Origin of the sequence: Rhizobium sp. CFBP 13644 (assembly GCF_014842165.1) — a bacterium.
In the GTDB taxonomy this organism is placed as follows: Bacteria; Pseudomonadota; Alphaproteobacteria; order Rhizobiales; family Rhizobiaceae; genus Agrobacterium; species Agrobacterium tumefaciens_C.
In genome coordinates this window covers 268,556-287,824 of the sequence record NZ_JACYVF010000002.1, presented here as the reverse complement: position 1 = coordinate 287,824, position 19,269 = coordinate 268,556, and the positions used below count along the sequence as shown (strand labels likewise).

Genomic DNA, 19,269 nt, shown 5'->3' with positions numbered 1-19,269 from the left:
CGATAAGTTGACTATTTTCGTTATCTTTTATATTTCGGAGCATAAGGGTCCCGGGGGCAAATCCGGCACCGCAAATTCGAAGGAGACTATCGATGTTTATTGCCATGAACCGCTTTCGCGTCCTGCCGGGTTTTGAAGAAGCATTTGAGACCATCTGGCGCGAGCGCAAGCGTCATCTCGCCGAAATGCCGGGCTATCTGGAATTCCATATGCTGAAGGGTCCGAAGGCTGAGGATCACACGCTCTACGCCTCCCACACAGTCTGGGCCACCAAGGACGATTTCACCGCCTGGACGAAATCCGAGCAGTTCCGTGCCGCCCATGCCAATGCCGGAAACAATCGTGGCAAGGTCGAATATCTGTCAGGCCCGCATTTCGAAGGCTTCGACGTCATCATTCACGAAGGCAAGGACGGGCAAGACCACCCCGTTGCGGCTTGAAACATGACGGCGAACGCAAGTTCTGAAACCGACACTGCCCGGCTAGAGAGAGCGAGAGCCGCTCTGGCAGAAAAACCTGATGGCGTGGTCGAAGCCATCGCGGCCACGGCCAATGTAACGGCGGCAGAGGTTCTTTCCATTCTGCCTGATGGCGCTGCCGTCTCCGCGCCTGCGCAAGACTTCTTGAATCTCTGGAATGAATTGCGATGCTGGGGCGAAGTCCTGATGATTGTGCAGACACCGGATATTGTTTTCGAGGTGCCGGGCCACCTGCCTCAAGGCACCGAAGGCCATGGCTGGTTCAACATTCACGGCGATAGCCCCATCGGCGGCCACATCAAGAAGGACAATTGCGCGTCGGTTACCTTTGTCGATCGCCAGTTCCATGGACGCCGGTCACTCTCCGTGTGGTTCATGAATGCGAGCGGAAGCGCCATGTTCAAGCTTTTCGTAAGGCGGGATGAAAGCAAGGAATTGATCGGCGAGCAGGTGGCGAAATTCGAAGCCTTGCGCGACAGTTACCGCACATCATGATAGCGAATGCCGCCACGGCCATCGCCATGGCGGCTTTGCTTTGAACATCCTATGTCGCTTCCGGCATGGCTTGCCCTGCCCGTGATGTCCTATGAATCCAAGGCCTTGATAAGACGTTGAAAGGGTAAGGCTTTGCGCCATGCTCGACCTGCGCTATAGGCGTTGCAACACATCGATGAGGGGAAACCTATGACAACCTATGTTTTGACCGTAGCCTGCACATCCAAGCGCGGAATCGTCGCCGCCATATCGGGCTATCTGGCGGGCAAGGGTTGCAACATCGTTGACAGTTCCCAGTTCGACGACCTCGAAACCGGCAAATTCTTCATGCGCGTTTCCTTCATTTCCGAGGAAGGCCAGAGCATGGAGGCGCTGCAGACAGGCTTCGCGCCCATCGCCACGGAATTCGGCATGGAGGCCAAAATCTTCAGCGAAGGTGAGCGCACCAAGACGCTTCTGATGGTCTCGCGCTTCGGCCACTGTCTGAATGACCTGCTTTATCGCTGGAAGATCGGCGCTCTACCAATCGATATCGTCGGCGTGGTTTCCAACCATTTCGAGTACCAGAAGGTCGTCGTCAATCACGACATTCCCTTCCACCACATCAAGGTGACGAAGGAAAATAAGCCCGAGGCTGAAGCCCGGATCATGGACATCGTTGACCAGACCGGCACCGAACTGATCGTCCTCGCCCGTTACATGCAGGTTCTCTCCAACGAGATGTGCCAGAAAATGTCTGGTAAGATCATCAACATTCACCACTCCTTCCTGCCAAGCTTCAAGGGTGCGAACCCCTACAAGCAGGCCTATGAGCGCGGCGTGAAGCTGATTGGCGCGACGGCCCATTACGTGACCGCCGATCTGGATGAAGGTCCGATCATCGAGCAGGATACGGTGCGCGTCACCCACGCCCAGTCGGCAGAAGACTATGTGTCGCTTGGCCGCGATGTGGAAAGCCAGGTTCTGGCCCGCGCCATCCACGCCCACATCCACCACCGCACCTTCATCAATGGCAACCGCACGGTGGTCTTCCCGCCAAGCCCCGGCTCCTACGCTTCGGAGCGCATGGGCTAAAATAGCGACGAAGATTTGGGGGACCTGAGACTTTATTTGCGAACGGGAGCAACTGACTGCCGCGTGCAGCCGTTGCTCCTGTGTTGTCAAACACAGAGGTCTCCCTCATGAAAAAGCTTATCATTTCCGGTACCGCGTTTCTTCTCGCGGCGGGGTCAACGCTTGCCCAACAGCCAGCCCCGCCACCGCCGCCGCCAGCCCCTGCGCAAACCGAGCCCATGGCAGACGCACCACCGCCGCCTCCACCACCAAAGCCCATGCCAGGCGGCCCTAAAGATGACGGCCCAAGACATGGTGGCCCGCGAGACGGCATGCGCGACCGCATGATGATGCCTCCGCCTCCACCGCCTTCAAAGGGTGCGCATTTCCGCATCGAACAGGGCGAAACAAAAATCGACATCAAATGCGCCGATGACGAGCCCATGAAGGCCTGCGGCGATCTGCTGATGCAGCTCATCGACAAGATCAACGATTGATCCAAGGCGAAATAGAAGCGGCGCGCTTGCGCCGCTTCATGCAAACCGCACAGTCGCCTTCAATCCACGCCCGCCGGCGCCATCTTCCAGTGCCAGCCTGCCATTGAAGAAAGCGGCAATCTCCTCGACAATCGCAAGCCCAAGCCCCGCACCCGGCGCTGCATTGCCCTCTCCCCTTGCAAAACGCTGCCGCACCACGGCCCGTTTTTCTGCGGATAGTCCAGGGCCATTATCCTCAACCTCAATACATGCGGCCGCGCCATCGCGCAGCACCCGCACAGTCACTTCCGTCCCTCGTCCGGCATAGGCAATGGCGTTGCTGATGAGATTGCCCAGCAATTCACCCAACAGCAGAGGTTCTGCCATGATGCTAGCCTCATCAATCTGCTCAAAGCCAAGATCGATCCCGGCCTCAGCGGCAACGGGGATATAGTCGGCGGTAATGGATTGCGCCAGCGATGCAAGGTCCACCTTCACAAGGCTCTGCTTCTCACCTGATCCTGCCGCATCGATATTGGCCATGCGTAGAAGTTGCGCCAGAATATGCTCGGCATGCGCCACAGAAGCATCGCCCTTGCGGGCTGCGGCCTGTGCATCCTCAAGCGTGGATGCGCGGGCCGAAAGGGCAAGCTGCGTGCGAATAATGGCCAGCGGCGTTCTCAGCTGGTGACTGGCATTGCCGGTGAAGTGCCGCAGCGCATCCAGCGCCGATTGCAGCCGCACCATGAAAGAATTGACGGTTTCCACGAGGTTCTCGACCTCGACCGGCACCGACTGGCGGATTGGATGCAGATCATTGGGGCTGCGTTCAGCAATGGCTTCGCTAAGTCGGTAGAGCGGACGCAGCGAAATCGTTACCGCAATCCACACAATGATGGCCGCACCGACAATCATGAACAGCAGCCGCAGCGCCGAACGCAGGATGATGGCCTGCGCCAGACGGCTGCGCGCAATCGTCGTTTCGGCCACCGTCACCGAAAACGGGACCGAATTCACCCCGGTCGATGCGAAACGCTGGATCGCCGCCACCCGGATCGGCTCGCCGCGAAACTCGGCATCCACAAACACCGGAGCATCGCTGCGCAAGCCGCTCACGGACGGCAGGTTCTGATAGCCGGTGAGAAACTGTCCATTCGGCCCGTTGACGCGGTAGAACACGCGGTCTTGCGCCGCAGAGGTGAGCATTTCGAGCGCGACATAGGGAATATCGACTTCCAGCGACCCGTCTTCGGAAACCACCACCCGCTCGGCAATGGCCAATGCAGAGCCTGACAGAACACGATCAGAGACGATATTGGCAGTATTGATGGCTTCCCGGTAGGTATCTGCCAGCGCGATGCAGCCAATGATCGCCGTCGATATCAGCAGCCAGCCAAGAAGACGCCGACGCAGCGAATAGGCCACCTGCCTCATCAAGCCATCTCCGGCAGCTTTTCGAGGTAATATCCTATGCCCCGCGCCGTCTTCACCGTGAGACCATGCGGCCCGAGCCGCTTGCGCAACCGGCTGACATATTGCTCGATGGCATTGCCGGAAAGCTCATCGTCAAAGCCGGTCAGCGATTGAACGATGGCCTCCTTGGCCACCACCTTTCCAGCCCGCATGAACAGAACTTCTAACAGCGCCACCTCCCGTGCCGGAATATCAATCGGATGGCCATCGGCTGAGAAGGTCCGCGATGTCAGATCGAACGACACTTTGCCGAACTGGACAGAAGACGAGCGCAGCCCGGCATTGCGGCGCAGAAGCACCCGTACCCGCGCCTCGAATTCCGTAATGTCGAAAGGCTTGATCATGTAATCGTCAGCGCCGAGATCGAGCCCTTTCACCCGCTCTTCCGGCGTACCGCGTGCGGTCAGGATCAGCACCGCCGCCTTGTCCTGTCGCGCGCGCATAGAACGCAACACGTCGATGCCATCCATTTCAGGCAGGTTGAGATCGAGAATGACGAGATCGAAGCTCTCCGCTGCAATTGCAGCATCGGCAGATGCGCCATCCGACACCACATCCACGGCATAGCCGCTTCCGCGCAACAGCGCCGAAAGCCCCTCGGACAGAACCGGATTGTCCTCCACCAGCAGAATTCGCAAGCCACGCCCTCCATTTGGCCGAAATTTATCGGAGCGTTCCTGTCTTGTGAATGGCAAGTGGGTGCGGCATGATCTTTTCCATGCGTATTCTTCTGTTTCTCTGTCTTTTCATCACCGTTGCAGGCGGCACACAGGCGCAGCCAATGGTGTTTCCGGCTCCCTCAGGCAAAACCGATGCGCCGACGCTCGTCGTTTACTCTTCCCTTGATGAGCCCTTGGCGATGCCGATGATCGCGGGTTTTCAAAAAGCCAACCCGGATGTGGCGGTGTCATATGAGGATATGCTGACAAGCGAGATCTATGATCGCATCGTTAGGGAAACCGACGCAGGCGAGAAAACCGCCGATTTCGCCTTCTCATCTGCCATGGACCTGCAGGTCAAGCTCAGCAATGACGGCTATGCGCAGCGATCCGATCTGCCCATGAGTGACCGCTGGCCCGCCTGGGCCAACTGGCGCAACACCGCTTACGCGCTGACATTCGAGCCCGCCGTCTTCGTTTACCACAAGCCGAGTTTCGCCAACGCCAGTCCGCCCGCCAGCCGCGCCGAATTCGTGGAGTATCTGGAACGCAACGCCAAGGAAATCCACGGGCGCATCGCCACTTATGACATTGAACGCTCCGGCGTCGGATTTCTGTTCATGTCTCGCGATCAGGAGCAGTTCGGCGATATCTGGAACGTCATCAAGAGCATGGGCACGGCGGGGGTGAAGGTTTACTCCACCAGCGGCGCCATTCTGGAGCGCATATCAGACGGCCGCTTCGTCATGGGCTATAATATTCTCGGCTCCTATGCGGCAGATTGGGCATCACGCCATCCCGATGTCGGCATTGTACTGCCGAAGGATTACACCGTGGTCATGTCGCGGATCGGCCTTGTGCCGCACGCTGCCAGAAATGCAGAGCTTGGCCGCCGCTATCTGGAATATTTCATGTCCAAGGAAGGCCAGACCATCATGGCGCGGCAGTTGCAGATTCCCGCCGTCAGTCCCGATGTCGCGGGAGAAAACACCGCCAACATGATGCAGGCCATTCACGGCGCACAATTGCGCCCGGTTCCCGTCAGCCCGGGCTTGATGGTCTATCTCGATCAGGTCAAGCGCGCGCGCATCATCGAACGTTGGAATGAAGCGTTACGCGCCCAGTAGACGAATTTCAAAAATTAATAGACAGTAAAGACGCTTGAGGGTTGCACGGCGTCAGTTAAATGACAGCTTTCTATGGTGCTGTGCAATTCTTCGTTCATCCGTGGAGGCGGACTGAAGAAGCGGGAGGAATGTTTCACGCGACAGACAATTCGGGGCGCAATTTGCCGCCCTTGAGGTCGTCCGTGCCGGCCCTTCCGCTATGATCAAAACAATGCCGAAACGGCATATCAAGGAGGGTTCACTTTGAAGCATTTCCTCATCGCTTCGCTTCTCGCAGGCGCTATGGCACTTCCCGCGGCAGCAGCCGATTACACCATCATCGCACCGGCAAATCCTGGCGGCGGCTGGGACCAGACTGCGCGCTCCATGCAGAGCGTGTTGCAGGAAGAAGGCATTTCCAAGCGCGTTCAGGTTCAAAACGTTCCCGGCGCTGGCGGCACCATTGGTCTTGCACAGTTTGCAAGCCAGCAGAAGGGCAACGCGAATTCCCTCATCGTTGGCGGCTACGTCATGGTGGGCGCGATCCTCACCAACAAGGCACCTGTTACGCTGAAGGACGTTACGCCTATCGCGCGTCTGACCGGTGAATACGAAGCCATCGTTGTTCCTGCATCCTCACCGATCCAGAACATCGGCCAGCTTATCGAGCAGCTGAAGAAAGACCCGGGCAGCGTATCCTGGGGTGGCGGTTCTGCTGGCGGCACGGACCACATCACAGCGGGCCTGATTGCCAAGGCTGCAGGCGTTGATCCAACCAAGATCAACTACATTGCTTACTCCGGCGGCGGTGAAGCTCTTGCTTCCATCCTCGGCGCACAGGTCACAGCCGGCATTTCCAGCTATGGCGAATTCGAAAGCCAGGTTAAGTCCGGCACCGTTCGCATTCTGGCAATCTCCAGCGACGCCAAGATCCCTGGCATCGACGCGCCGACGCTGAAGGAAAGCGGCCTCGACGTCGTGGTTCAGAACTGGCGCATGGTTGCAGCCCCTCCCGGCCTGACAGCTGAGCAGCAGAAGGCTGTGAGCGCAGATGTCGAAAAGCTGGTGAAGTCTGCCAAGTGGCAGGAAACACTCAAGACCAAGGGCTGGATGGACACCTATCTTGCCGGTGACGAGTTCAAGGCACAGCTTGCAAAAGACACTGCCGCGACTGAAACCATTCTCAAAGACATTGGACTGGTAAAATGAGCCAGGGTTCAACCCCTTCACATCCTTCAAAGCGCCGCCCTGATTGGGCGGCGTTCGCGATAGCAGTGTTTCTGGTCATCGTCGCCGCTGTCATCTTCTGGGATTCAGCGCGCCTTGCCAGCGTCACCGGTTATTCGCCCGTCGGCCCGGCTACCGTTCCCTACGCCATTGCCTTCTGTCTTATCGGACTGGCAATCTGGACGGCAATCGAAGCCTGGCGCAACGACTTTCCAGCCCGTGACAAACAGGAAATGGGACCCGTTTTCTGGGTGATTGCCGGTCTTGCCGCGCAGATGCTGCTGCTGAATGTTGCCGGTTTCTCCATTGCAACGGGCCTGCTGTTTGCCTTCACGGCGCGCGCCTTCGGCAAACGCAAGCTGTGGTTTTCAATCCCAATCGGCATCGTGTTCAGCTTCGTGATTTGGGTCATTTTTGCCCAGTTGCTGCAACTGTCGCTGCCTGCTGGACCTCTGGAACGGCTGTTTTTCTAACAGCCAGCCCAACCGATCACAACAAGACATGAAGCCCCGCGAGCGCGTCTTATACGTGAGCCGCGGCTTCACCCGACAGGGGGACAACTGTCCATGAGTACTTTTGATTTCTTGCTGCAAGGCCTTGCGATTGCAGCGCAACCGATGAACCTCGTCTATGCGCTGATCGGCGTTACGCTGGGTACGGCGGTCGGCGTTCTGCCCGGCATTGGCCCTGCCTTGACTGTAGCGCTGCTTCTGCCTGTCACTTACCAGCTGGATCCCGCCGGATCGCTGATCATGTTTGCCGGTATTTACTACGGCGGCATGTATGGCGGCTCGACAACCTCGATCCTGCTCAACACACCCGGCGAAAGTGCCTCCATCGTCACCGCGCTGGAAGGTAACAAGATGGCGCGGGCGGGTCGCGGCGGACCGGCTCTCGCGACAGCGGCCATTGGCTCCTTCGTGGCGGGTCTCATCGCAACCGTCGCACTGGCATTCGTTGCACCTTACATCGTCAAACTGGCGCTGGTGTTCGGGCCACGCGAGTATTTTGCGCTGATGGTGCTGGCCTTCGTCACCGTGTCATCTGCCTTTGGTGATTCGGCTCTGCGCGGTCTCACATCCCTGTTCATCGGCTTTGCACTGGCCATTGTCGGCATCGACCAGCTCACCGGCCAGACGCGCATGAGCTTCGGCGTTCCTGATTTGCTGGATGGCATCGAAGTCACGACGCTTGCCGTGGCCATGTTCGCCATCGGCGAAACGCTCTATATCGTCGCTCAGGGTCAGGGCGGACCTGACAAGGTTGAAGCCGTGAAGGGTTCCGTCTGGATGACGGCGCAGGACTGGTCGCGCTCCTGGAAAGCATGGCTGCGCGGCACGCTGATCGGCTTCCCGATTGGCGCAATGCCAGCGGGCGGTGCTGAAATCGGAACCTTCCTGTCCTATGCGACGGAAAAGAAGCTTTCCAAGCACCCGGAAGAATTCGGCCATGGCGCCATTGAAGGCGTTGCCGGTCCAGAAGCGGCCAACAACGCATCGGCGGCTGGTACGCTCGTGCCATTGCTGACGCTCGGCCTGCCGACAACGGCAACGGCTGCCATCATGCTGGCCGGTTTCCAGCAATTCGGCCTTCAGCCTGGTCCGCTGCTCTTTGCAACCAATCCGCAGCTCGTCTGGGGACTGATTGCCAGCCTGTTCATCGCCAACGTCATGCTGCTGGTTCTCAACCTGCCGCTGATTGGCCTGTGGGTAAGGCTGCTGACTATTCCGAAGCCATGGCTCTATGCTGGCATCCTGCTGTTTGCGACGCTCGGCACGATCGGCGCAAACCCTTCCGTGTTCGAACTCGGCATGTTGCTGGCCTTTGGTATCCTCGGATATGTGATGCGCATTTTCGGCTATCCGATTGCACCTGCGGTCGTCGGCCTCATCCTCGGACCATTGGCCGAGCAGCAGTTGCGCCGCGCGCTGGCCATCGGCCAGGGCGATCCTTCGGTCCTCTTCACATCGTGGATTGCCGTTGGCCTGTTTATCGTGGCGGCGGCTGCGTTCCTGATCCCGCTCATCATGCGCATGCGCGGTCGGGGTGAGGTGCTGTCGCAGCTGGCGGCCAACGAAGACTGATAAAGCGACCCTCCCAAGGTCCCTGCCCCGCATTCGAAAGGATGCGGGGCTTTTTTATGCCCGGAACGCAAAAGCCGCATCTGTGTTAGGACAGAAGCAATGATCCCGAGACGAGGAACTCCTATGAACAGACTTGCGCTCCTGTGCGTCGCCGCACTCACCTCATGCACCACCGCTACATCAGGCGTTGAGCCTATTCCCGGCAGCATCACCTATGGTGGACAGCCAGCCACGAAGCTTACAAAATCACCCATTGGCAGCACCGTGAACCATGACTTCATGATGTCGGATGGACGCCGCGCTTACGAGACCTACCGCATCGCATCAGATCGATCTCTCATTCTTCTGAACCGCGAGATCATGAGCGATCTGCCCTCGGACAGATAGACCGTTATCATCATTGGTTCCGGTCAAACATCATAAAGACAGATGGAACGACTATCGGGCTAACTCGTTGCTTTCCTGCATGTTTCAAAAACACCCTTGATTGATGTTTCAGGAGAGAAAAATGAGAACCCATAAGACAAGAAACGATTTACCGTCCAATGCCAAGGCCACTGTCATCGGCCTGCTGAACGAGTCGCTGGCATCCGTTATTGATCTGTCTCTTGTCACCAAGCAGGCGCATTGGAACCTCAAAGGTCCGCAATTCATCGGCGTCCACGAGTTGCTGGATACATTCCGTGCGCAGCTCGACAAGCACAGCGACACGATCGCCGAACGTGCCGTTCAGCTTGGCGGCACAGCGCTTGGCAGTGTTCAGGCCGTAACGTCCACGTCCAAGCTGAAGTCCTATCCGACCGATATCTACAAGATTCAGGACCACCTCGATGAACTCATCGAGCGTTACGGCGACGTGGCAAATCTCATTCGCAAGTCGATCGATGAGGCGGATGATGCTGGAGATGCCAACACTGCGGATATCTTCACTGCCGCATCGCGTGATCTCGACAAGGCACTCTGGTTCCTGGAAGCACACGTTCAGGAAAAAGCCTGATCCGTTATAGCTGACGCAACAGAAAAGCGCCCGGAACCCACCGGGCGCTTTCAATATAAGCTAGATAATCCTTCAGTGGCGGCGCAAAACCGCTTTGCCAATATCGCGCAACATCTCATGGTCCAGAATGCCGCGTTGGGCGCTTCTGATCAGAACTGCTGCACATTCATTGGCAACATGACTGCTTCTGTCTTCCAGGCATTCGAAACATACGCCATCAAATATAGTTTGCAGATCACTAACCTGCTGAGGCGATAGTTGCGTGCCTACCCGTTGAAATGCAAGGTACGACAAGGCCCATCCTCCCAAAGATGCATTTTATCGGCTTTATACTGCAGGAACGCCTATCTTTTACACCTGATCGCATCGCCTGTCGAATCAGATATTAACGAAATATCAACGATTATTTCCTTGGACCTGAAGCTCCACTATGCGCGTTGCTTGCCTGTAACGATGTTGCACTCGCCGCAGGTTACAGAGGTAAAAGGCCGATATCCGACAAGGCTTTTTCGAGGTGCTCGGGCGATACCGGCTTGGTCAGGAACACGGCACCGGGCGGCAACACACCTTCAGCAGGATTATACCGTCCCGAGATGACGATCACCTTGATTTCGGGCCAGCGACGGTGCGCCACATTTGCCAGCCCAAGCCCGTTGATAGAGCCGGGCATGTCGATGTCGGTCAAGATGGCATGGATTGAGGTACTGGCTTCGAGCATCTGAAGCGCCCGATCCGCCGTTGGTGCTTCGAGGGTAGCGAATCCGAGATCGGTGACCATATCCACGAGATCAAGGCGGATCAGCCCGTCATCTTCAACTACGAGGAGGCATGATGTCACTGCTCAATGCTCCTGTTGAAAACTGGCAAGCTCCGCAGAGATAACGCAGCGTACGCCTGCCGGATCATAGACAATGTCCACAAGAGTATCGGCAGCGCCAGCAATGCCCGCCTTGATGAGGCGCGACCCGGAACCGACACGCTGCGGCACGTCAACCGGCGGACCGCCGCTTTCCGTCCAGGACAGTTCAAACCGGTCCTTGGCCTCTCCCGCAATCCCCCATCGAATATCCACCCTGCCTTCCGGCACCGAGAGAGCGCCGTATTTGATAGCATTGGTCGCAAGCTCATGCATTATGAGCGACAGTGAAAGCGATGGACGTGAGCCGACACGCAGAACTGGCCCGGAGACCGTAAAGCGCGTCATCGCCGGATCATCATGGACCTCAAGCAACTGGTTGACGAGTTTATGAACCTGGGACGTGCCGAGGCCACCCTGTATGACCGTGTCATGGGCGGCGCTCAAAACACCAATTCGTGCCGACAACGTTTTACGAGCAACATTCAGATCACCGGCAGAACGAAGTGTCTGTGATGCAATGGCTTGAACCATGGCAAGCTGGTTCTTGAGGCGGTGGCCAAGCTCATGGGAAATCAGTTCCCTGTGCTTCTGCTCCGCCAGTTTTTCCGTCACATCCTGCGCCTGCACTAGAATGCCGGTGATCTCTCCGGATGAAGATCGCATCGCCTGATACACAAAATCGATCATCCGGCTCTGCTTCTCACCATCGGGCCCGCGATTAAGCTCTATGGGTCTGGCACGCGCAGCAAAGGGTTCACCGGTTTTGTAGACGGTATCCAGCAAATCGATGAAGCCCTGGTCGACCACTTCCGAAACGGCATCCGCAACCGAGCGTCCAATAATGTCGCGCCCGACGCCGATCATCGAATAATATTCTTCATTGGCAAATTCGAAGATATGGTTTGGCCCGCTCAATGTCGCGATACCAGCAGGAGACATCTCGAAAATCTGAAGAAGCTTCTCCTGCATGCTCTTCTGTTCGCGGCGAACGATGATTTCGTTGGTGATTTCCGCACAGGCGCAAAACATTCCAAGCACCACACCCGCCTGGTCTCGCACCGGCGTGTAGGAGAAGGAAAAATGCGTTTCTTCCGGGTAGCCTTTTCGATGCATCACGAATTCGATGTCATCCATCGAGGTGCCCTGCCCGGCATAGGCGGCGGATATGATGGGGTCAACGGCATCCCATATGTCAAACCAGAGGTCGCGAAACGGATGCCCAAATCCCGCAGGATGGCGGTTGCCACACATGGCCGCGTAACCGTCGTTGTAGATGGTAATCTGCTGCGGTCCCCAAACGATCAGCATGGGCTGAAGCGAACCCAGCATGACGTTGACAAGCGTCTGCAACTCTACCGGCCACGCATCAGGAACGCCCAGAGCGCATTTTTCCCAATCGAAGCTACGGAACAGGTCTCCGCATTCGCCACCCCCTACAAAATTCAAGCTAACCCCGCATGTATCGATATCGCCGTAGGCGATAACAAATTTCGTTCGATTTGGTTCCATGATGAATTGCAGACCGGGCAAACGGGCAGATCCGATCAGCTCCGACAACCTATCACGAACCGCCAGAAAAACCATAGGTCGAGCCGTAGCATGGAACGACCAACAGATGCTGACGTTAGAGAAGCTAGGAACGCAGTAAATAATTTGCGAGGAACGGCTCATGTCCAGAGTTCAGCAAAAGCCACACCAGCAACGCTTTGATCCGAAAGACCGCCTGATACTGGCGCTGCACGCACAGTTGCGCGCCGAAAGAGAGACCCGCGAGGCGATGGAATGGGTGATGCGCAACGGTGCACTTTCGCCAGAGGTGCTGGAAGCCATGGCGTCCGACCCCATTCCGGTCGTTACAGCCGATGACATGCGCGCCGCCAACCGGACCGTGACACATATGAGGCTCAGCGCGGAAGGTTCGGCGTCATGACAAGGCGGGCAAGCTGGCGCGGTCAGATCAAGTTTGACGATTTCACCTGCGAAGTTGGATTGTACTCGGCGATTACCTCGACGGAAAAAATCTCGTTCAACATCGTCAACCGCAAGACAGGCAACCGCGTCGAGCGCCAATATGTCGATAGCGACAGCGGGGAGCCAGTCGAAAAAGAAGATCAGGTGCGTGGCTTCGAACTCGACAATGGCGACTACATCATTGTCGAGGGCGATGAGATCGCGCAGATCATGCCGGATAGCAACAAGGCGATTGCTATCCAGAAATTCATCGCAATCGACGAGATCGACAAGCTCTACTTCGACCGACCCTATTTTCTGACCGCATCGGATGAAGATGGCGAAGATGCGCTTAGCCTTCTGGCTCAAGCGATGCAGCGCCAAAACGTGGCAGCGGTTGGCGAGGCGGTTCTTTTTCGCCGCAACCGAAACCTCATCATCCGGCCCCATGGCAAGGCCTTGATCGCGACCACCCTCAATTTCGATTATGAGGTCCGCTCCCATACGGCGACGTTCAAATCCGTGCCGGATCAGGAGTTTGACGAGGAAATGCTGGAACTGGCTGGCCACATCATCAAGAAACGCGCGGGGAAATTCGACCCCTCGGCCTATTCCGACCGATATAATGATGCGCTTGCCGAACTGGTGAAAGCCAAGATCGAAGGGCGGGCAATCAAGAAGCCTGTCGAGGAAAAGCGCGACAATGTTGTGGACCTGAAGGAAGCGTTGCGCCGCAGCGCAGCTGGAGGCAAGGACGACAAGCCCGCCGCGAAGACAAGAGCCAAAAAGGCAGGCTGACCAAACCGCCGCCCGCTTCTATCTCAAAAGACTTCAGCCTCGCTTTTCCTTAGCGAGGCTCTTTTTCAGCGCATCCATAATGTTGATGACATTGCCGCCAGTCTTCTTGGCTGGCGCGGACTTTGCCTGGCGTGCACCGGATGTCTTTTCCTTGGACTTCAGCAGCGTCTTGATCTTCTTCTGCACGGTATCCTGAGCAATGGATGGCTTCCACGCCACAGTGTTTTTCTCAATCTTCTTCTCCAGAATTGAGACAAGTTCTGGATCGAGTTTCATCTTCGGATCAAGAGTGTCCATGGTTTCGCGCACCTCATCAACATAATGCAGCGTCCATAAAATGATGCCCTTCCCCGATGGCTCCAGCAGAACCGCATGCTCGCGACGATAGATGACCAGCCGCGCTATGCCCGCGACGTTGTTGGCCTTCATAGCATCGCGAATAACGCCGAAAGCCTCGGCGCCAATCTTGTCTTCGGGTTTGAGAAAATGCGGGCGATCGCACCAGACCCAGTCAATGGAACCCGCTGGCACGAATGTCTGGATATCGATGGTCTTGGTGCTTTCCAGCCCCACCGCGTCAATCTCGTCATCTTCCAGCAGAACGAAGCTGCCATCTTCCTTCGGAAAACCCTTGACCTGGTTCTTGTCCGTCACCTTCTTATGGGTGGTGCTATCTGCATAATGGCTTTCCACCCGGTTGCCGGTTTTGCGGTTGAGAATGTGAAACCGCACCTTACCGCTCTCGGTCGTCGCAGGTGTGAGCGAAACGGCTGCCGTGACCAGCGAAAGCCTGAGGTGTCCTTTCCAAAAAGCGTGTTGTGGCATGGATTTCAAACTCCCGTTTTTCAAGCGCCATAGCATAACTAGGAAAGCCCAACATCGTTGCCGCGAGCCCTCATGGAATAGCCGTCCATTTCGTCCAGACGCTGACGATGATGTCGGCTTAAGGAGCCCATCTGCTCCATTTTATTTTACTAATATGGAACGAATGATCCCACCGTCGGTTACCTCACCACGGAGCTGTACAAACCGCCCGAATGAGAGGAAACCACCATGAAAAAGTTCATTCTTGCAGCGGCGCTGCTGAGCGCCACTGCCCTGTCGGCTGCTGCCCAGACATCTGCACCTGCCACAACGGCACCTGCAACGCCTGCGCCAACCACAACGGCTCCAGCGCCTAGCACAGATGGCAACACGCCAGCTGTCGCAACACCGGAAACTGCAAATCCGACCGCCCCTGTTGAAGGCGCGAACAGCTTCACTGAAGAGCAAGCCAAGACCCGCATTCAGGAAGCTGGCTACACCGATGTCAAGGACCTGAAGAAGGACGACAAGGGCATCTGGATGGCAGGCGGAATGAAGGATGGCAAGGCCGTCATGATCTCCATGGATTACCAGGGCAACGTCGTCGCCAAGTAACGTTCGAGGTTCCAGAAACCTCCGAGACTTTAGCGCCGCCAATCAAATTATGAGGACCAAATCATGAAAACAATTACCGGACTATTCGATGATCACGCCGATGCCCGCGCAGCAGTAACCGAACTGGAAGCCGCTGGCGTTCCTTCTGATGATATCAGCATCGTTTCCAACAATGCGAATAACCGCCACGACACCGACGAGTCGAATGCTGCCGAAGGCGCTGGCACAGGTGCTGGCATTGGTGCCGTCGTGGGCGGCGCTGGCGGTCTTCTGACTGGCCTTGGCATCATGGCTATCCCAGGCGTTGGCCCTGTCGTCGCGGCTGGTTGGCTTGCTGCCACAGCAGCGGGTGCGGTTGCAGGCGCTGTTGCAGGTGGCGCAACTGGCGGCATCGTCGGCGCGCTGACGGACTCCGGCGTTTCTGAAGATGATGCGCATGTCTACGCTGAAGGCGTACGTCGTGGCGGCACCATCGTCACCGCCAAGGTAGATGACGCCATGGCGCCAGAAGCTGAAGCCGTTCTGAAGCGCTCCAACTGGGTTGATCCAGCAGACCGTCGCACAGCCTACAACGAGCAGGGTTGGCAGAAATTCGACGATACGCTTGACCCATATGATGCCGACCAGATCGAAAAAGAGCGCATGCGCTACAACCGTCCTGGTATGTAAGCGTCTCTGGAAATGCGAGAGGCCGCCCCGCTTGGGCGGCCTTTTCTACGTCTGGGTTGCGGTGCCGCAATTCAACCTACAATCATGAGGAATTCCATCATGGCGAAAAAGCCCGCTGCTCCGAACGCGCATCCCGAAACAGACGTCGTCACCATTCATGACCAGAAAATGCACCGTGGACAGGGTGGAGAACTCCACCAGTTTGCCGAGGGCGACACGCCCGTGCTGACAACCGCCCAGGGCGGCCCTGTCTCAGACGATCAGAACTCGCTGCGCATCGGCGCGCGCGGCCCTCTGGTGATGGATGACTTCCACTATCGCGAAAAAATGTTCCATTTCGACCATGAGCGCATTCCAGAACGCGTCGTGCATGCGCGCGGTTATGGTGCCCATGGCTACTTCGAAACCTACGAATCCCTCGCAAAATATACCAAGGCGGACATTTTCCAGCGCAAGGGCGAAAAGACACCGGTCTTCGTTCGCTTTTCCACCGTCGCTGGCAACAAGGGCTCAGCCGATCTGGCGCGTGACGTGCGCGGCTTCGCCGTCAAGCTTTACACAAAAGAAGGCAATTGGGATCTGGTCGGAAACAACATTCCGGTCTTCTTCATTCAGGATGCCATCAAGTTTCCGGACCTCATTCACGCCGCCAAGCAGGAGCCAGACCGCGCCTTCCCGCAGGCGCAGACCGCCCATGACAACTTCTGGGATTTCATCAGCCTGACGCCTGAAAGCATGAACATGATCATGTGGACCATGTCAGACCGCACTATTCCGCGCTCGCTGCGCTTCATGGAAGGTTTCGGCGTTCACACCTTCCGCCTCGTCAATGCCGAGGGTGTCTCTACCTTCGTGAAGTTCCACTGGAAGCCGAAACTCGGTCTTCAATCCGTCGCATGGAACGAAGCGGTCAAGATCAACGGTGCCGACCCGGATTTCCACCGCCGCGACCTCTGGAACTCCATTCAATCAGGTGATTTCCCCGAATGGGAATTGCAGGTTCAGCTGTTTGATCAGGAATTTGCCGATAGCTTTGATTTCGACGTGCTGGATCCGACCAAGCTCATCCCGGAGGAAATTCTTCCACCACAGGCCATCGGCCGTATGGTGCTGGACCGCATGCCGGACAATTTCTTTGCGGAAACCGAGCAGGTCGCATTCATGACGCAGAACGTGCCGCCAGGCATCGATTTCAGCAATGACCCACTTCTGCAGGGCCGTAACTTCTCCTACCTCGATACGCAGCTGAAGCGTCTCGGCGGCCCCAACTTCACGCATTTGCCGATCAATGCGCCGAAATGTCCCTTCGCGCACTTCCAGCAGGATGGCCACATGGCCATGCGCAATCCGGTTGGGCGTGCGAATTATCAGCCTAACTCCCATGGCGAAGGCCCACGGGAATCGCCCACCTCGGGATACCGCCACTTCCCGGCAGAAGAACAGGGCACCAAGGCGCGGCTTCGCCCTGAAAGCTTTGCCGATCATTACAGCCAGGCCCGCCAGTTCTACATCAGCCAGACGGGTGCCGAACAGCGCCATATCGCGTCCGCGCTGACATTCGAACTAAGCAAAGTGGAAATACCGGCCATTCGCGAACGCATGGTGTCGCATTTGCTCAACATCGATGAGACGCTGGCAACAACGGTTGCGCAAAAGCTCGGCTTCGAGACGATGCCGGAGCCTGCCGATGCCGCAATGCCAACCCGACAGGACCTTGAGCCATCGCCTGCGCTCAGCATCGTTGAGAATGGCCCGAAGCGTTTCGAAGGCCGCAAGCTTGGCATTCTGGTGACCGATGGCGTCGATGCTGGGATGCTGACAGCGCTGACCAAGGCGGTTACGGACGCGAAGGCCGTCTTCGAGCTGATTGCCCCGAAGGTTGGCGGCGTGAAGGCTTCCGATGGCAGCTGGATCAAGGCCCATCACATGATCGATGGTGGCCCATCGGTGCTGTTTGACGCCGTGGCACTTCTGACATCACCCGAAGGCATCGAAGATCTTGTGGATGAGGCAACAGCCCGTGACTTCGTGGCCGATGCTTTCCAGCATTGCAAGTTCATCGGCTATGTTAGCTCTGCAACACCATTGCTGAAAAAAGCTGGCATCGCGGATGCAATCGATGAAGGCGTGATCGCCTTCCCGGATGATGAAGACCCTGCTGACTTCATTTCAAAGCTCGGCGATCTGCGTGTCTGGGGCCGCGAGCCATCCGTGAAGCTTGGCAAAGCTTCGCCACCGCCTAAGAAATAATCTCTGAGAAGCGCGGCATTCCGGTGCCGCGCTTTTAAACCATCAGTGCCTGAGCCGGATAATTGCAATGATACAGAAACCGACGCCCAGACGCCTCGTCGTGATTAGCGACTATCAGGCCGGCGGCCCCTTCCCCAACACCATCCCATCTATTGAATATTTCGAGAAGCAATGGCGCAGCGGAGAGCGCGGAGAACCCGTATCCCGATCCGAAGTCATCCCCGATTTCAGGGTTGAAGGCGGCTATATTGAACGCCTGCCACTCGCCTGCGTCAAAGCCGGGCTGGTGGATGTCGTGGAGGTCTGGACGCATTGGCGCAACGATTGCCCGCCGGAGCCGGACGAATCGCAAGCGCCTCTCCTCATCCGTCGCGCATTCCAGATGAATGGCCCACAAGCGCCCTTCAGCTCCAACGACATGCTCGCACATATAAATACTTTCGGCCCGCCGGACATTCTCTGCGTCTGGGGACTGGGAGTTTCCGAGGAGATTCTTGATGCCTGCCGATCAAGCTATAAAATATATAATTCTATTGATGCCCCGGCCCTGCGCGTCCCACCAGCCGTCAGCAGGCATTTCGATCTCATTCTAACCGGCGCCGAATGGCAATCGCGTGAGATCAACGCTCTCCACCCAGATGTCAAAACCGCCATCCTGCCCATCGGGCCGGAATTTGCCTCACCAAATCTCTTTCACCCGATAGCCGGACCCAAGCCTTACGATGTCATCTACGTCGCAGCCGCTCAGAGCTACAAGCGCCATGATATTCTCTTCGAGGCTTTGGCAAAACTACCAAAATCCATCAAAGCACTGTGTGTTTTCGGCTATGGCGAACTCAGCGAAGACCTCCGTCGCTATGCCAATGATTTGCAGATCAATGTCGATTTCATCGGCCCGCCCGGCGTCGCCTTTTCCGAGGTCAATAGATTGATGAATCTCGCGAAAATCGGTGTGGTCTGCGGCGTCGATGACGGCGCACCAGCCATTTTGACGGAATATATGCTGGCCGGTTCACCCGTGCTTGCTAACAGCGAACTACGCTGTGGCCTGCAATATATCACGCCGCAAACCGGCAGGGTCGCCTCTGCCGAGCAGTTTCATGAGGGCATCCGCACCATGCTGGAAATGGCGCCAGATTTAGACCCTCGGCAAGTCGTCATAGACAACTGGACATGGCAGCATTCGGTCGAAAAACTCCGGAAACTCATAGGCATTTCAGAACATTCGAAAGTTTTAAATAGTCAGGAACAAAGGTCATTCATCCCGGTTTGAGT

At 56.9% G+C, this 19,269-nt stretch carries 21 protein-coding genes; 16 read left to right on the top strand and 5 right to left on the bottom strand.

All coding sequences use genetic code 11. The features are described 5' to 3' along the window. The first annotated feature begins 92 nt into the window (after window positions 1–92). The 4 genes from IFT53_RS06480 (at window position 93) to IFT53_RS06465 (ending at window position 2,524) form a co-directional block, all read left to right on the top strand. A complete protein-coding gene (locus IFT53_RS06480) occupies window positions 93–440 on the top strand; it encodes an antibiotic biosynthesis monooxygenase family protein (protein WP_192064340.1) in 348 nt (115 codons plus the stop codon). Window positions 441–443: 3 nt separating this feature from the next. Further along, the gene (hutX, locus tag IFT53_RS06475) at window positions 444–974 is read left to right on the top strand and encodes a heme utilization cystosolic carrier protein HutX (RefSeq protein WP_192064341.1); all 531 of its coding nucleotides are present in this window, start codon (window positions 444–446) and stop codon (window positions 972–974) included. Between the two features lie 189 nt (window positions 975–1,163). Continuing rightward, window positions 1,164–2,048, top strand: a complete 885-nt coding sequence (purU, locus tag IFT53_RS06470; protein ID WP_192064342.1) for a formyltetrahydrofolate deformylase — start codon at window positions 1,164–1,166, stop codon at window positions 2,046–2,048. Between the two features lie 107 nt (window positions 2,049–2,155). Then, window positions 2,156–2,524, top strand: coding sequence for a hypothetical protein (locus IFT53_RS06465; protein WP_192064343.1), 369 nt, complete (start codon window positions 2,156–2,158; stop codon window positions 2,522–2,524). A 36-nt stretch (window positions 2,525–2,560) separates the two neighbouring features. Here IFT53_RS06465 and IFT53_RS06460 read toward each other — a convergent pair whose 3' ends face one another. Continuing rightward, the gene (locus IFT53_RS06460) at window positions 2,561–3,937 is read right to left on the bottom strand and encodes a sensor histidine kinase (protein ID WP_192064344.1); all 1,377 of its coding nucleotides are present in this window, start codon (window positions 3,935–3,937) and stop codon (window positions 2,561–2,563) included. After that, window positions 3,937–4,614, bottom strand: coding sequence for a response regulator (locus tag IFT53_RS06455; RefSeq protein ID WP_042617780.1), 678 nt, complete (start codon window positions 4,612–4,614; stop codon window positions 3,937–3,939). The genes IFT53_RS06460 and IFT53_RS06455 overlap by 1 nt, the downstream gene beginning before the upstream one ends. Before the next feature lie 80 nt (window positions 4,615–4,694). On the opposite strand from IFT53_RS06455, the gene IFT53_RS06450 reads away from it, so the two are divergent. From IFT53_RS06450 to dps, 6 genes are all read left to right on the top strand, one after another. After that, window positions 4,695–5,762, top strand: coding sequence for an ABC transporter substrate-binding protein (locus IFT53_RS06450; protein ID WP_192064345.1), 1,068 nt, complete (start codon window positions 4,695–4,697; stop codon window positions 5,760–5,762). Between the two features lie 243 nt (window positions 5,763–6,005). Beyond that, the gene (locus tag IFT53_RS06445; protein ID WP_192064346.1) at window positions 6,006–6,950 is read left to right on the top strand and encodes a Bug family tripartite tricarboxylate transporter substrate binding protein; all 945 of its coding nucleotides are present in this window, start codon (window positions 6,006–6,008) and stop codon (window positions 6,948–6,950) included. Further along, the gene (locus IFT53_RS06440) at window positions 6,947–7,441 is read left to right on the top strand and encodes a tripartite tricarboxylate transporter TctB family protein (RefSeq protein WP_042617484.1); all 495 of its coding nucleotides are present in this window, start codon (window positions 6,947–6,949) and stop codon (window positions 7,439–7,441) included. The genes IFT53_RS06445 and IFT53_RS06440 overlap by 4 nt, the downstream gene beginning before the upstream one ends. A 93-nt stretch (window positions 7,442–7,534) precedes the next feature. Further along, window positions 7,535–9,052 (top strand): tripartite tricarboxylate transporter permease, encoded by a 1,518-nt coding sequence (locus IFT53_RS06435; RefSeq protein ID WP_192064347.1) that lies wholly within the window; start codon window positions 7,535–7,537, stop codon window positions 9,050–9,052. Window positions 9,053–9,175: 123 nt separating this feature from the next. Beyond that, complete coding sequence (locus IFT53_RS06430) at window positions 9,176–9,439, top strand: hypothetical protein (RefSeq protein WP_192064348.1); 264 nt, start codon at window positions 9,176–9,178, stop codon at window positions 9,437–9,439. A 103-nt stretch (window positions 9,440–9,542) separates the two neighbouring features. Then, window positions 9,543–10,049 (top strand): DNA starvation/stationary phase protection protein Dps, encoded by a 507-nt coding sequence (gene dps / locus IFT53_RS06425; protein ID WP_409233670.1) that lies wholly within the window; start codon window positions 9,543–9,545, stop codon window positions 10,047–10,049. Window positions 10,050–10,521: 472 nt separating this feature from the next. On the opposite strand, the gene IFT53_RS06420 is transcribed toward dps, so the two are convergent. Together IFT53_RS06420 and IFT53_RS06415 are read right to left on the bottom strand one after the other, a co-directional pair. Continuing rightward, window positions 10,522–10,887, bottom strand: coding sequence for a response regulator (locus IFT53_RS06420; protein WP_192064349.1), 366 nt, complete (start codon window positions 10,885–10,887; stop codon window positions 10,522–10,524). Between the two features lie 3 nt (window positions 10,888–10,890). Next, a complete protein-coding gene (locus IFT53_RS06415) occupies window positions 10,891–12,354 on the bottom strand; it encodes a sensor histidine kinase (RefSeq protein WP_192064350.1) in 1,464 nt (487 codons plus the stop codon). Between the two features lie 223 nt (window positions 12,355–12,577). On the opposite strand from IFT53_RS06415, the gene IFT53_RS06410 reads away from it, so the two are divergent. Together IFT53_RS06410 and ku (IFT53_RS06405) are read left to right on the top strand one after the other, a co-directional pair. Beyond that, window positions 12,578–12,838 (top strand): hypothetical protein, encoded by a 261-nt coding sequence (locus IFT53_RS06410; protein WP_192064351.1) that lies wholly within the window; start codon window positions 12,578–12,580, stop codon window positions 12,836–12,838. After that, window positions 12,835–13,656: a non-homologous end joining protein Ku gene (gene ku, locus IFT53_RS06405; RefSeq protein WP_192064352.1), complete on the top strand. Its 822-nt coding sequence runs from the start codon at window positions 12,835–12,837 to the stop codon at window positions 13,654–13,656. Before IFT53_RS06410 ends, ku (IFT53_RS06405) begins: the two co-directional genes overlap by 4 nt. 33 nt (window positions 13,657–13,689) lie before the next feature. Here ku (IFT53_RS06405) and ku (IFT53_RS06400) read toward each other — a convergent pair whose 3' ends face one another. Continuing rightward, complete coding sequence (gene ku, locus IFT53_RS06400) at window positions 13,690–14,481, bottom strand: non-homologous end joining protein Ku (RefSeq protein ID WP_192064353.1); 792 nt, start codon at window positions 14,479–14,481, stop codon at window positions 13,690–13,692. Window positions 14,482–14,709: 228 nt separating this feature from the next. Between ku (IFT53_RS06400) and IFT53_RS06395 the strand changes: the two genes are divergently transcribed. The 4 genes from IFT53_RS06395 (at window position 14,710) to IFT53_RS06380 (ending at window position 19,267) form a co-directional block, all read left to right on the top strand. Next, window positions 14,710–15,075 (top strand): PepSY domain-containing protein, encoded by a 366-nt coding sequence (locus IFT53_RS06395; protein ID WP_192064354.1) that lies wholly within the window; start codon window positions 14,710–14,712, stop codon window positions 15,073–15,075. A gap of 63 nt (window positions 15,076–15,138) precedes the next feature. Then, window positions 15,139–15,744 (top strand): general stress protein, encoded by a 606-nt coding sequence (locus tag IFT53_RS06390; protein WP_042617494.1) that lies wholly within the window; start codon window positions 15,139–15,141, stop codon window positions 15,742–15,744. Between the two features lie 99 nt (window positions 15,745–15,843). Continuing rightward, window positions 15,844–17,994, top strand: coding sequence for a catalase (gene katE / locus IFT53_RS06385; protein WP_192064355.1), 2,151 nt, complete (start codon window positions 15,844–15,846; stop codon window positions 17,992–17,994). Window positions 17,995–18,061: 67 nt separating this feature from the next. Next, on the top strand, window positions 18,062–19,267 hold the full coding sequence (locus IFT53_RS06380; protein ID WP_192064356.1) for a glycosyltransferase: 1,206 nt from the start codon (window positions 18,062–18,064) through the stop codon (window positions 19,265–19,267). The last annotated feature ends 2 nt before the right edge of the window (window positions 19,268–19,269 follow it).

What these genes read in the sequence shown, in the direction of transcription:
- IFT53_RS06480 (WP_192064340.1), top strand. Translation starts at nt 93, where the DNA reads ATGTTTATTGCCATGAACCGCTTTCGCGTCCTGCCGGGTTTTGAAGAA.
- hutX (WP_192064341.1), top strand. Translation starts at nt 444, where the DNA reads ATGACGGCGAACGCAAGTTCTGAAACCGACACTGCCCGGCTAGAGAGA.
- purU (WP_192064342.1), top strand. Translation starts at nt 1,164, where the DNA reads ATGACAACCTATGTTTTGACCGTAGCCTGCACATCCAAGCGCGGAATC.
- IFT53_RS06465 (WP_192064343.1), top strand. Translation starts at nt 2,156, where the DNA reads ATGAAAAAGCTTATCATTTCCGGTACCGCGTTTCTTCTCGCGGCGGGG.
- IFT53_RS06460 (WP_192064344.1), bottom strand. Translation starts at nt 3,937, where the DNA reads ATGAGGCAGGTGGCCTATTCGCTGCGTCGGCGTCTTCTTGGCTGGCTG.
- IFT53_RS06450 (WP_192064345.1), top strand. Translation starts at nt 4,695, where the DNA reads ATGCGTATTCTTCTGTTTCTCTGTCTTTTCATCACCGTTGCAGGCGGC.
- IFT53_RS06440 (WP_042617484.1), top strand. Translation starts at nt 6,947, where the DNA reads ATGAGCCAGGGTTCAACCCCTTCACATCCTTCAAAGCGCCGCCCTGAT.
- IFT53_RS06435 (WP_192064347.1), top strand. Translation starts at nt 7,535, where the DNA reads ATGAGTACTTTTGATTTCTTGCTGCAAGGCCTTGCGATTGCAGCGCAA.
- IFT53_RS06430 (WP_192064348.1), top strand. Translation starts at nt 9,176, where the DNA reads ATGAACAGACTTGCGCTCCTGTGCGTCGCCGCACTCACCTCATGCACC.
- dps (WP_409233670.1), top strand. Translation starts at nt 9,543, where the DNA reads ATGTTTCAGGAGAGAAAAATGAGAACCCATAAGACAAGAAACGATTTA.
- IFT53_RS06410 (WP_192064351.1), top strand. Translation starts at nt 12,578, where the DNA reads ATGTCCAGAGTTCAGCAAAAGCCACACCAGCAACGCTTTGATCCGAAA.
- ku (WP_192064352.1), top strand. Translation starts at nt 12,835, where the DNA reads ATGACAAGGCGGGCAAGCTGGCGCGGTCAGATCAAGTTTGACGATTTC.
- ku (WP_192064353.1), bottom strand. Translation starts at nt 14,481, where the DNA reads ATGCCACAACACGCTTTTTGGAAAGGACACCTCAGGCTTTCGCTGGTC.
- IFT53_RS06395 (WP_192064354.1), top strand. Translation starts at nt 14,710, where the DNA reads ATGAAAAAGTTCATTCTTGCAGCGGCGCTGCTGAGCGCCACTGCCCTG.
- IFT53_RS06390 (WP_042617494.1), top strand. Translation starts at nt 15,139, where the DNA reads ATGAAAACAATTACCGGACTATTCGATGATCACGCCGATGCCCGCGCA.
- katE (WP_192064355.1), top strand. Translation starts at nt 15,844, where the DNA reads ATGGCGAAAAAGCCCGCTGCTCCGAACGCGCATCCCGAAACAGACGTC.
- IFT53_RS06380 (WP_192064356.1), top strand. Translation starts at nt 18,062, where the DNA reads ATGATACAGAAACCGACGCCCAGACGCCTCGTCGTGATTAGCGACTAT.